We start from the raw sequence: 12,749 nt of genomic DNA, 5'->3' as shown, positions 1-12,749 counted from the left end.
GTACCGTCCCCCGGCCCTGGCCAAAAGCGCCCGCCGGGTCCGTGAGGTCGCGCGCATGCCGGTGAACGTCATCGATCGCGCGGGCGATCAGATGTCGTTCTACTCCAAGGCCATCGCCTGGATTCCGCGTACCGCCGTGCACTACCGCAAGGAGGTCATGCGGCTGCTCGCCGAGGTGACCTTCGGCAGTGGCGCGCTGGCCGTCATCGGCGGCACCATCGGCGTCATCGTGTTCATGTCCGGTTCGGTCGGCGTCGTCGTCGGCCTGCAGGGCTTCAAGGCTTTGGATTCGCTCGGCAGTTCGGTGCTGACCGGCTTCCTCACCGCCTATATCAATACCCGCGAAATCGCGCCGCTGGTCGCCGCGCTCGCGCTATCGGCAACGGTCGGTTGTGGTTTCACCGCCCAGCTCGGCGCGATGCGGATCTCCGAGGAGATCGACGCGCTCGAGGTGATGGCGGTGCCGGGTGTGCCGTTCCTGGTCACCACCCGGGTGATCGCGGGCTTCCTCGCGGTCATCCCGCTCTACATCGTCGGCCTGCTCGGCACGTTCCTGGCATCGCGGATGATCAGCATCTGGTTCAACGGACAATCCAGTGGCTCCTATGACCACTATTTCAGTCTGTTCCTGCCACCCGAAGACGTGTTGTATTCATTCGTCAAAGTGCTGGTCTTCGCCTTCGTGATCATCATGGTGCATTGCTATTACGGCTTCAACGCCACCGGCGGACCGGCCGGTGTCGGCGTCGCGGTGGGTCGCGCGGTGCGTGCGGCGATCGTGCTCGTGAATGTGCTGGACTTCTTCCTCAGTCTCGCCATCTGGGGCACGACCACCACAGTGCGGGTCGCGGGATGAGGGCACTGGTCATCGAAACGGCAAGCTGCAGTGAGGTGCCGTCATGAGTAACGGTGTGCAGATGTGGCGCGCCACGGAGAAATTGCGCGTCCGACTGCTCGGTATCGCGTTCTTCGTGGTCTGCGCACTATTCCTGGTGACGACGATCGCGATCTACAACAAGGCGTTCGTCGACACCGTCAAGGTCCATTTGATTACCGACAGCGTGGGAAATGCGTTGACCCGCAATGCCGATGTCAAGGTTCGCGGCGTCACCGTCGGAGAGGTCAGGTCCAGTCGATCCGAGGGGGGCCAAGTGACCCTCGACCTCGCGATCGATCCGGCCAAGGCCAACCAGATTCCGGTCGACGCCACGGCCCGACTGCTGCCGAAGACGCTCTTCGGCGAGCGGTATGTGGATCTGGTCATCCCGGACAAGCACAGCGATCAGCACCTGACCGCGGGCGTCACCCTGCACCAGGACACCAGCGGCAACGCCATCGAGATCAGCAAGCTGCTCGACGATGTGATGCCGCTGCTGCAGGCGATTCCGCCGCAGGACCTCGCCTCCACCCTCGGTGCGCTGTCGCAGGCACTGTCGGGTCAGGGGATCACCCTCGGTGAATCGGTGGACAAGCTGGACAACATCCTCCGCGGACTCAACGGTGTCATGCCCGATATCAAGCAGGATCTGGTGAGCTTCGCCGATGTGGCCGCCACCTACTCCGACGCATTGCCGCAGCTGGTCGACGCATTCGACAATCTGCGCACCACCAACGCGACCATCGTGCAGCGCCGCCCGCAGATCGATACCCTGCTGGCCACGCTGAACCCGACCGCGGCCACCACCGCGGACTTCCTGATCGCCAACCGCGACAACATCATCGATGTGGCCGCCGACTCCCGGCCCGCGCTGGAACAGCTGGCGACCTACTCGCCCAGCTACACCTGCGCACTGGCCAACTTCGCCAAGATGAAGCCGCGCATCGACCAGCTCATGGGCATGGGCACCTCGCGGCCCGGCTCGCGAGTGTCGGTGGAGCTGACCAACACCCGCGGCAAGTACCTGCCCAACCAGGACGAGCCGCGCTGGCTGGACACCCGAGGACCTTGGTGCCTGCCGGAGTATCCGGTGTTCACCGATCCGGGCCAGTACACCGGCGGACCGAATAACGACGGTTCCTACGCGGTGCCCAGCCGCAATCCGGGTGACCAGGACAGCGGCAAGCTGCCGGTGCCGCAGTTCGGTGTGTACCCGGCCGCCAATGTGCCGACCACGGTCGGTTCGGCAACCGAACAGCAGACCCTCGGCGCGATCTACGGTGCGGCGAACAATGTTTCGCCCGACCAGGTGCCCGGCTGGGTCACCAAGATCGGTGCACCGGCGTTCCGTGGCAGCGAGGTGAGCGTGCGATGAAGGAAAAGATGCGCGGCCTCGGATCGCCGCTGACCAAGCTGATCATCTTCGTCATCGTCACGCTTTTCGCGACCGCGATCCTCGGGCTCTCGATCGCGAACTACACCGGCGGCGGCACCGCGTTCAAGGCGCGCTTCAGCGATGTCACCTCGCTCAATCCCGGTGACGAGGTGCGCATCGCCGGTGTGCGGGTCGGCAAGGTCACCAGCGTCTCGATCGTGGACAAGCGCCAGGCCGAGGTCGGTTTCGAACTGACCGACCGCGATTGGCTGCCCGCCTCCACGACGGCGACCATCCGCTACCGAAACCTGGTCGGCCAGCGCTATCTGGCGCTCGAGCAGGGCGCGGGGGAGCAGGGCCGCAAGCTCAACAAGGGCGCGACCATCGGGCTCGAGCACACCAAGCCCGCGCTGAACCTGACCACGCTGTTCAACGGCTTCCGGCCGCTGTTCCAGACGCTTACCGCCGAGGACGTGAACAAGCTGTCCTACGAGATCATCCAGGTCTTCCAGGGCGAGCAGGGCACCATCCACGATCTGGTCGCGACCACCGGGAATCTGACCAACAAGATCGCCGACAAGGACGCCGTCATCGGTGATCTGGTGCGGAACCTGACGGCAGTGCTCAATGCGGTCAACGAGCACGAGGGTCAGTTCGATCAGCTGATCGTCAATACCGAGGCACTGGTCAGCGGGCTGGCCGCCGAACGCGACACCATCGGCAGTTCGGTCACCTCGCTGGGCAATCTGGCCTCGGCCACCGCGGATCTGCTCGTGCCGACCCGGCCGACGCTGCAGGGTTCGATCGCCGGACTCAGCCAGCTGACCGGCACCCTCGACGAGCGCAAGGACGATGTGAATACGGCGCTGACCAACCTGCCGATCAAGATGGAGAAACTCGGCCGCGCCGGCAGTTACGGCTCGTGGTTCCAGTTCTACCTGTGCGGTATCGACATCGTGGTCGGGCCCGGCGCGGTGGACGCGCCGCAGCTCAACCTCCCGGCCGGGCTGCCGACGGTCAACCAGCCGCTGTACACCAATGCCGCACCGCGCTGCCAGGGGAAGGGTGGTCACTGATGGACGACCGGATCCTGCTCGGCAAGCGCAGCCCCGCGTTCATGGGTGTGCTCGGTCTGGCCATGGTGCTGCTGGTGACGCTGTCCGCGTTCTTCCTGGACCGGTTGCCGATCATCGGCGCCGGCACCAGGTACACCGCGGAGTTCTCCGAGGCCGCGGGCCTGAAGAAGGGCAATGAGGTCCGCATCGCGGGCGTGAAGGTCGGTTCGGTATCGGATGTTCGGCTCGACGGCAGCAAGGTGCTCGTCGACTTCCGCACCCAGGACGCCTGGATCGGCAACGAGACCACCGCATCCATCCAGATCAAGACCCTGCTCGGGCAGAAGTACCTGGCGCTGGATCCGAAGGGTTCCGAGCCGGCGAATCCGAGCAAGGTGATTCCGCTGTCGCGCACGGTATCTCCGTACGACGTGGTGGACGCATTCAGCGATGCGGCCAAGAATATCGACAAGATCAACACCGCCCAGCTGGCCGACAGCATGCGGGTGCTCTCGGATGCGTTCGCGACGACGCCGCCGGAGATCCGCAACTCCATCGACGGTGTGGCTCGGCTCTCGGAAACCCTTGGCAAGCGCGATGAAGAGCTCAAGAGGTTGTTCGCGGCGACCAGGCAGACCACCGGTGTGCTCGCGGACCGCAATCAGCAGTTCGAACGCCTGCTCGCCAACGGTGGACAGCTGCTGGCCGAGTTGAACGTTCGTCAGCAGTCGATCGCGCAGTTGCTCACCGGCGCCAAGACGGTATCCGCCGAGCTGAGCGCGCTGGTCGCCGATAACCAGGCGCAGATGGGGACGGCACTGACCAACCTCAAGGCATCCATCGACCTGCTGAACGACAACCAGCAGAACATTTCCAAGACCCTGGAACTCGCGGCGCCGTTCTACGGCCTGTACGCCAATGTGCTCGGCACCGGCCGCTGGTTCGACGCGGTGATCGTGAACCTGGTCCCGCCGGGTCTGCCGGAGATTCCGGGCAACCGGCCGCCGGTGCGCACCATGGGAGGTAACTGACATGGGGGTGAACTGGCCTCGTAAGGAGCCGCTCACCGCGCTGCGGACCTCGCGTCGCGGCACCAAGGCGGGCATCGCGATCGGCGTGATCGCGGCGCTGGTCCTGGCCGGTGCGCTGTGGTGGCTCTTCGACCGGATGACCACGACCAAGATCACCGCATACTTCGACCGGTCCGTCGGCATCTACGAGGGTTCGGATGTGCGCATCCTCGGCGTGCCGGTGGGACATGTGGATTCCGTCAAGCCGCAAGGTGATCGGGTCGAGGTCGTGATGAGCGTCGATCGCGGCTTCGACGTCCCCGCCGACGCCAGGGCCGCGCAGATCACGCCATCGATCGTCTCCGATCGCTACATCCAGCTGACGCCGGTCTACACCGGCGGCCCGAAGATGGCGCGCACCGCGACCATTCCGCGCGACCACACGATGACCCCGGTCGAGGTCGACCAGCTGTACAAGAGCATTACCGAACTCTCGGATGCGTTGGGCCCCAACGGCGCCAATGCCGAGGGTGCGGTCAACCAGTTGGTGCGCACCTCGGCGGCGAATCTGGGGGGCAACGGAGAAGCGCTGGCCAACAGCCTCACTCAGCTCTCGCACGCCGCGCGGTATCTGAGTGATGCCCGCGGCGATATCTTCGACACGGTCAAGAATTTGCAGACCTTCATCACCATGCTGGCCCAGAACGACCAGCAGGTGCGGCAATTCAATGCCCAGCTCGCGGATCTGTCGACGTTCCTCGCCGGGGAACGTCAGGATCTCGGCGCGGCGCTGAACCTGCTGTCGGTGGCACTCGGTGATGTCGCCCGGTTCATCGATGACAATCGGGATCTGGTCCAGCAGAACGCCCAGGGCCTGACCACGCTCACCGCGACGCTGGCCAAGCAGCGCGACGATCTGGCGGCGGCACTGCCGGTGCTGCCGCTGGCACTGAGCAACCTGATCAATATCCATAATGCGGAGTCCGGCACCCTCGATATGCGCGCCAACTTCACCGATCTGCAGGATCCGTTCGGCGTGGTGTGCAAGATGCTCGACCTGAGCAAGCTGATGCCGGGCGATCCGAAGTTCGAGGCATTGGGCAAGCAGATGCGCCCGATCCTGGAGCACTGCAAGGAGATCACCGATCAGATCACCGCGGGCGTGAAGACGCCGACGCTGATCCTGCCGTTCGGCATCCTCAGCAATGAGAACGAACAGCGCGCCCCGGTGCCCGGCACCGTTCCGGGCACCCCGTCCGATCAACTTCCGCCCTCACAGGGAGGCGGCCAGCGATGAACAAGCGAATCCGTTCCGCGGCACGCACTTTCGGCGCCGCGCTGGTGGTCGGCATGAGCGCGGTCCTGGTGACCTCGTGTGCCTCCGAGGGCATCTACGCGGTGCCGCTGCCCGGCGGCGCCGATGTCGGTGACCATCCGATGACCATCGATATCCAGTTCGACGATGTGCTCGATCTGGTGCCGCAGTCCGCGGTCAAGGTCGAGGGTGTGGCCGTCGGCCGGGTCGAGGACATCACGCTCGCATCGGACGGCTGGACCGCGAGCGTGCGCACCCTGGTCAACTCCTCGGTCGACCTGCCCGCCAATGCGCGGGCCGAGGTGCGGCAATCGAATCTGCTCGGCGAGAAGTTCATCGAGCTGTCCAAGCCCACCGAGCAACCCGAGACCAAGAAGCTGAGCAGCGGTTCGGTCATCCCGGCCAAGTACACCCGGCACGCGACCGAGATCGAGCAGGTGCTCGGTGCGCTGTCGTTGCTGCTCAACGGTGGTGGCGTCGCGCAGCTGCAGCCCATTGTCACCGAGCTGAACAAGACTCTCGGCGGCCGTGAGCAGCGGGTGCGCTCGCTGCTGGATCAGGCCAATACGCTGATCGCCGGGCTGAACGACCAGGTCGACGACATCACCAGGGCCATCGACGGACTCGCCACCCTGAGCAATCGGGTGAGCACCCAGACCGATCAGATCAGTAAGATCATCGATGAGCTGCCGCGGGGCATAAAGATCCTGAACGAGCAACGGCCGCAACTGATTTCGCTGCTCCAGCAGCTGGATCGGGTCGGTCAGGCCGGTTTCGACGTGTTGAACCACTCGAAGGACGATCTGATCAAGGATCTGACCTCGCTGCGTCCGACACTGCAGGAACTCGGCAAGGCCGCGCCGGATCTGGTCACCGCGCTGCCGCTGGTGCCGACCTATCCGTTCCCGGACTCCACACTGGAGGGGACCTTCGGCGGTCAGGTGAACACCTGGCTATCGGTGGATCAGCAGATCGGTGTCACGCTGAGCAATCTCGGTGTCGGCAAGGGCGATCCGGTGTACATCCCGCCGCCCTACGGCCCGGAGGTGCCGGTGAATCCGACCAACCCGTACTACGGCGGCAATGGCCCGCGCCCGGGTTGGCCAACGGTTTCGCTGCTTCCGCTGCCGCCCAATATTCCTCGCTTCCCGACTGACCTGCCGCAGCTGCCGACCAATCCGCTCGGGGCGATTCTCGACCAGATCGGAGGTGGTCACCGATGACCCGCCTGGTGCGCTATCAGCTGATCGCGTTCGCCGTGATCGCGGTGGTCGGCGTGGTCTTCGTCGGCGCCAAGTACGTTCGGCTCGACCACATGCTCGGCGTAGGCGAGTACAAGGTGAAGGTCGACGCCAAGCAGACCGCCGGCATCTACAAGGGCGCCGAGGTGACCTACCGCGGCGTCCCGGTCGGCCGGGTCGGCGCTCTCGAACTCACCGACACCGGCGTGGCGATCGATCTCGTGCTCGATTCGAGCGCGCCGAAGGTCCCGCAATCGGCCCGGGCCGTGATCGCCAACCGTTCGGCCATCGGTGAGCAGTACGTCGACCTGCAGCCCGATGCCGACCACGGCCCGTATCTGCGCGACGGTTCGGTGATCTCGTCGGCGACGACACCGGTCTCGGTGGAGCAGTTGGTGCAGAGCGTGGACACCTTCACCCGCTCGGTCGATCTCACCGCGCTGAACACCACCGTCACCGAACTCGGCAAGGCGTTCGACGGCAAGGGCGACGACCTGAAGGTCTTCGTCGATTCGCTGAACAAATTCACCGCGACGTTCAATGACACGCTGCCGCAGACCATTCAGCTGATCCGCGACGGCCGCATCGCATTGGGCACCCAGGCCGATCAGTCGGGCTACATCCGCCGGTTCAGCCAGGGGCTCGACGAACTCGCCGCACAGCTGCGCTCCAGCGATCCGGATATCCGGCGGCTGATCGGCACCGGTACCGACGCGGGCGAGCAGATCACCGCACTGCTGAACGAGAGCGGCGGCGCCCTCACCGAGGATCTGACCAATCTGCGTCAGCTGCTGCTGTCCATCTCGCCGAAGTTCTACGCGCTGCGTCCGCTGCTGCAGATGCTGCCACAGCTGTCCATCGGCGCCTCCTCCACGGCACCCGGTGACGGCACCAGCCACTTCGGCCTGGTGCTCGAGGTGAACAACCCGCCCGCCTGCACCCAGGGCTACGAGGGCACCCAGCGCATCCTCGAGCAGATGAAGCGCGAGAATCCGGACTTCGACGACACCCGTGACGAATTCCCGTTCAACAAGGACGCGAAATGCACTGTGCCGTTCGGTAATCCGACCGCGGTGCGCGGCGGAATGCGGGCCGATCTGGCCGATCCGACCATCACCCAGCCCTGGGATTCGACCCCGAAAACCGATCCGGAGAAGCTGAACCTGAACCCGATCGCCGTGCAGATGGCCACCCTGCTGGGGGTCACGCCCAAGCGGTGAACAGGACCTATGCGGCTACGCCGCAGTAACCGACGTTAGTTAGGGTGTCTCGCTGTGAGCATCGACATATCCAAGGAAACGCCGAATGAGACCGGCACCGATTCCACGGAAGCTGATGCCGCATCGCATGACGCGACGGCATCGGCATCCGCACGCCCGACGGTCGCGTCCGCCGACGCTCCCGCCGGCCGGCTCGCGGTCACCATGGCCGCGACCGCCGCGCTGGTCGTCGCGCTGATCGCCGCGGCCTGGTTCGGCACCGGCTGGGTACGCGCCGCGTTCTTCACCGACGGTCCGCGCGCCGAGTCACGCGATACCGCGCTCGCCGATGCCAGGCAGGCCGCGATCAACCTGATGTCGCTGGATCCCAATGACGTCGACGGTTCGATCAAGCTGATCCAGTCGTCGATGACCGGATCGCTGCTCGACGACGCCACCAAGACCCAGGAGCAATTCCGCACGCAGGCCAAGGAGGCCAAGACCAGGCTGGAATCCAAGGTCATCGGCTCCTCGCTGACCGCGCTGAACTCCGAGCGGGACCACGCCTCCGCGCTCATCGTGCTGCAGACGACCAGGACCGCCCCGGATGTCGCGCCGTACGCCTACCGCCAGACCTGGGCCCTGGACCTGGTCAAGCAGGGTGAGGTGTGGAAGGCCGAGAAGGCGAGTCCGCTGAGTCAGCCCATCCCCGTGAACCAGCCGACTGCCGGGCAGCCCGGTGCGACGCCGTCCGCGGGCGCCACGCCGCCCAAGCCCGGATCGTAGGAGAACCCGCCTCATGACATCATCTCGTCGTCCGGTCAATCGGGTCACTCCCCGTAACCGTCCCACCGTCGGCCGTACGGCCAGCACCGGCTCCGCCGCCACGCGGCGCACCACCCGCGCGACCGACGAGTCGACCGCGAAGCGCAGGACCAAGGTGGCGGGCACGACCGAGACCGCGCGGCCCGCCCCGCAGACCGCACCGTCGCGGCCTTGGTCGCAGCGGCTGCGCCCGGGGCGGGGTTGGGCCATGGTCGCCGCCCTGCTCGTCGCCACCGTGCTGCTCGGCGCGTTCGCCACGGTCGCGGCCTTCCGTCCGGGTATCGACGATTCGAACGAGGCCTACGTCGACAGCAAGGCCACCGAAGAGGTGACCGCGGCCGCCTCGCATGCGCTGAAGACCATCTACGCCTACGACGTGAACAAGCTCGAGGGCTACAAAGACGCCGTGCATGCGGTCATCACCGGCCAGATGCTGGCCGACTTCGACAAGTACGCCGATACCAATCTCGCCGCCCTGAAACAGGCACAGACCAGCGCCGATGCGCTCGCCGATCCGATCGGGGTGACCTTGCTCACCGAGGATCGGGCCGAGCTGCTGGTGAACTTCGTGGTCAGCGCGAACAAGAACGGCGTCGCCCAGCAGAGCGCGTCCGGCCCGATCGTGCTGAAAATGCAGAAAGTCGACGGTAAGTGGCTGGCTTCGGCCATCGTCGACCAGTGAAATCGGCCGGATAAGCCCAGCGGGGCAGGGTATCTGGGCGATCACCGGGTCGCCCCGCCACTTGACGAGTTTCGCCGGACACGTCACGCTATTCACAACAGCGGCAGCTGTCACAGTGGCTCCAAGCGCCCCGTGGCTACCCCGACGCAGCCAGCGATTCGGACACGGCACACGGGGCATAACGGTCACGGCGCGCCGCCACGCGGCGGCTGGTTCGGGTGGTACTTTGACACCACCTTGCGTATGGGTGTACGGTTGGACGTTGCGCTGGCTGCCTCCTGTCCATACCTTGATTTGCACACGTAAGTTCCACCCTTCCGGTGTTACTTCTGTTGTTGCCTGTTCGGGTTTCGTTCGGGTTGTAACCAGCGGAATTCGTAGCAGACAAGCGACGGTCGCGGACCACCACGCGACGCGCGTGAGGTGCTGGAAGGACGCATCTTGGCAGTCTCCACCCAGACCAAGGCAGTTGCCGGAATCCCCGGAGCCCCGTTGCGGGTGTCTTTCGCGAAGATCCGTGAACCCTTGGAGGTGCCCGGACTTCTCGATCTACAGACCGACTCATTTGCATGGTTGATCGGCTCGCCTTCATGGCGTGAAAAAGCCGCGGCTCGCGGCGACGGCGGACTAACGGGCGGTCTGGAGGAGGTGCTCGAGGAGCTCTCGCCGATCGAGGACTTCTCCGGCTCCATGTCCCTGTCTTTCTCGGATCCTCGTTTCGAGGAGGTCAAGGCCTCCATCGACGAGTGCAAAGACAAGGACATGACCTACGCGGCGCCGTTGTTCGTGACCGCTGAGTTCATCAACAACAACACCGGTGAGATCAAGAGTCAGACGGTCTTCATGGGTGATTTCCCGATGATGACCGATAAGGGCACGTTCATCATCAACGGCACCGAGCGCGTCGTGGTTTCGCAGCTGGTGCGTTCGCCGGGTGTGTACTTCGATCACACCGTCGACAAGGGCACCGAGAAGGATCTGCACAGTGTGCGGGTGATTCCGTCGCGTGGTGCGTGGCTGGAGTTCGATGTCGACAAGCGCGACACCGTGGGTGTGCGTATCGACCGTAAGCGTCGTCAGCCGGTCACGGTGTTGTTGAAGGCGTTGGGTTGGACGACCGAGGAGATCGTCGAGCGTTTCGGCTTCTCCGAGATCATGATGTCGACGCTGGAGAAGGACAACACCGCCGGTCAGGATGAGGCGCTGTTGGATATCTACCGCAAGCTGCGTCCGGGCGAGCCGCCGACCAAGGAGTCCGCGCAGACTCTGCTGGAGAACTTGTTCTTCAAGGAGAAGCGTTACGACTTGGCGCGCGTCGGTCGCTACAAGATCAACAAGAAGCTGGGCATCCACCTCGGCGAGCCGATCACCGCGTCGGTGCTCACCAAGGAAGACATCGTCGCCACGATCGAGTACCTGGTGCGTCTGCACGCCGGTGATCGTGCGATGACCGCGCCCGGCGGCGAAGAGGTGCCGGTCGAGGTCGACGACATCGACCACTTCGGTAACCGTCGCCTGCGCACCGTCGGCGAGCTGATCCAGAACCAGATCCGGGTCGGCCTCTCCCGCATGGAGCGCGTGGTCCGCGAGCGGATGACCACCCAGGACGTCGAGGCGATCACGCCGCAGACCCTGATCAACATCCGTCCCGTCGTGGCCGCGATCAAGGAGTTCTTCGGAACCTCCCAGCTGTCGCAGTTCATGGACCAGAACAACCCGCTCTCGGGTCTGACCCACAAGCGTCGTCTCTCGGCGCTGGGCCCGGGTGGTCTGTCCCGTGAGCGTGCCGGTCTGGAAGTCCGCGACGTGCATACCTCGCACTACGGCCGCATGTGCCCGATCGAGACCCCGGAAGGCCCGAACATCGGCCTGATCGGTTCGCTGTCGGTGTACGCGCGGGTCAACCCGTTCGGCTTCATCGAGACGCCGTACCGCAAGGTGGTCGACGGCGTGGTCACCGATGAGGTCAAGTACCTCACCGCCGACGAGGAGGACCGCCACGTACGTGCGCAGGCCAACTCGCCGGTCGACGCCGATGGCCGCTTCCTCGAGGAGCGCGTGCTCTGCCGCCGGGGCAATGACGAGAACGAACTCGTCCCCGCCTCCGAGGTCGACTACATGGACGTCTCGCCGCGCCAGATGGTTTCGGTCGCGACCGCGATGATCCCGTTCCTCGAGCACGACGACGCCAACCGTGCCCTCATGGGTGCGAACATGCAGCGCCAGGCCGTGCCGCTGATCCGTTCCGAGGCTCCGATCGTGGGCACCGGTATGGAGCTGCGCGCCGCGGTCGACGCCGGTGACGTCGTGGTGAACGAGAAGTCCGGCGTGGTGGAAGAGGTTTCGGCCGATTACGTCACCGTGATGGCCGACGACGGCACCCGCAAGAGCTACCGGATGCGCAAGTTCGCACGCTCGAACCAGGGCACTTGCGCCAACCAGCGGCCGATCGTGGACGAGGGTCAGCGGGTCGAGACCGGTCAGGTGCTGGCCGACGGTCCGTGCACCGAGAACGGTGAGATGGCTCTCGGCAAGAACCTGCTCGTGGCGATCATGCCGTGGGAAGGCCACAACTACGAGGACGCGATCATCCTGTCGCAGCGCCTCGTGGAAGAGGATGTGCTCACCTCGATCCACATCGAAGAGCACGAGATCGACGCCCGCGACACCAAGCTCGGCGCCGAGGAGATCACCCGGGACATCCCGAACGTCTCCGATGAGGTCCTGGCGGACCTGGACGAGCGCGGCATCGTGCGCATCGGCGCCGAGGTCCGCGACGGCGACATCCTGGTCGGCAAGGTCACCCCGAAGGGTGAGACCGAGCTGACCCCGGAGGAGCGGCTGCTGCGCGCGATCTTCGGTGAGAAGGCGCGCGAGGTCCGTGACACCTCGCTGAAGGTGCCGCACGGTGAGTCCGGCAAGGTCATCGGTATCCGCGTGTTCTCGCGCGAGGACGACGACGATCTGCCTCCGGGCGTCAACGAGCTGGTCCGGGTGTACGTGGCGCAGAAGCGCAAGATCCAGGACGGCGACAAGCTCGCCGGTCGCCACGGCAACAAGGGTGTTATCGGCAAGATCCTCCCGACCGAGGACATGCCGTTCATGCCCGACGGCACCCCGGTGGACATCATCCTGAACACCCACGGTGTGCCGCGTCGTATGAACATCGG

The 12,749-nt window shown here is 65.1% G+C and carries 10 protein-coding genes; all 10 read left to right on the top strand.

All coding sequences use genetic code 11. The features are described from left to right. Nucleotides 1–55 precede the first annotated feature (55 nt). Entirely contained in the window at nucleotides 56–856 is an 801-nt protein-coding gene (locus ACHQ4I_RS34455; protein WP_420776603.1) for an MlaE family ABC transporter permease, read from the top strand. Nucleotides 857–899: 43 nt separating this feature from the next. Beyond that, nucleotides 900–2,252, top strand: coding sequence for an MCE family protein (locus tag ACHQ4I_RS34450; RefSeq protein ID WP_420776090.1), 1,353 nt, complete (start codon nucleotides 900–902; stop codon nucleotides 2,250–2,252). Between the two features lie 8 nt (nucleotides 2,253–2,260). Beyond that, nucleotides 2,261–3,328: an MCE family protein gene (locus tag ACHQ4I_RS34445; RefSeq protein ID WP_420776602.1), complete on the top strand. Its 1,068-nt coding sequence runs from the start codon at nucleotides 2,261–2,263 to the stop codon at nucleotides 3,326–3,328. Next, nucleotides 3,328–4,338, top strand: a complete 1,011-nt coding sequence (locus ACHQ4I_RS34440) for an MCE family protein (protein WP_420776089.1) — start codon at nucleotides 3,328–3,330, stop codon at nucleotides 4,336–4,338. Before ACHQ4I_RS34445 ends, ACHQ4I_RS34440 begins: the two co-directional genes overlap by 1 nt. Before the next feature lies 1 nt (nucleotide 4,339). Continuing rightward, nucleotides 4,340–5,614: an MCE family protein gene (locus tag ACHQ4I_RS34435; protein WP_420776088.1), complete on the top strand. Its 1,275-nt coding sequence runs from the start codon at nucleotides 4,340–4,342 to the stop codon at nucleotides 5,612–5,614. Nucleotides 5,615–5,667: 53 nt separating this feature from the next. Beyond that, on the top strand, nucleotides 5,668–6,855 hold the full coding sequence (locus ACHQ4I_RS34430; protein ID WP_420776601.1) for an MCE family protein: 1,188 nt from the start codon (nucleotides 5,668–5,670) through the stop codon (nucleotides 6,853–6,855). Then, nucleotides 6,852–8,093, top strand: a complete 1,242-nt coding sequence (locus ACHQ4I_RS34425) for an MCE family protein (protein ID WP_420776087.1) — start codon at nucleotides 6,852–6,854, stop codon at nucleotides 8,091–8,093. Before ACHQ4I_RS34430 ends, ACHQ4I_RS34425 begins: the two co-directional genes overlap by 4 nt. A gap of 54 nt (nucleotides 8,094–8,147) precedes the next feature. Then, entirely contained in the window at nucleotides 8,148–8,858 is a 711-nt protein-coding gene (locus ACHQ4I_RS34420) for a hypothetical protein (RefSeq protein WP_420776086.1), read from the top strand. 13 nt (nucleotides 8,859–8,871) lie between these two features. Continuing rightward, entirely contained in the window at nucleotides 8,872–9,579 is a 708-nt protein-coding gene (locus tag ACHQ4I_RS34415) for a hypothetical protein (protein WP_420776085.1), read from the top strand. A 423-nt stretch (nucleotides 9,580–10,002) separates the two neighbouring features. Then, nucleotides 10,003–12,749: DNA-directed RNA polymerase subunit beta (gene rpoB, locus ACHQ4I_RS34410; protein WP_420776084.1), on the top strand; the 2,747-nt coding region annotated here is incomplete at its 3' end.

This window comes from Nocardia nepalensis, assembly GCF_048910785.1.
GTDB classification, from domain to species: domain Bacteria; phylum Actinomycetota; class Actinomycetes; order Mycobacteriales; family Mycobacteriaceae; genus Nocardia; species Nocardia nepalensis.
The sequence above is the reverse complement of the archived record's forward strand: the minus strand, read 5'-3'. Positions and strand labels throughout refer to the sequence as shown.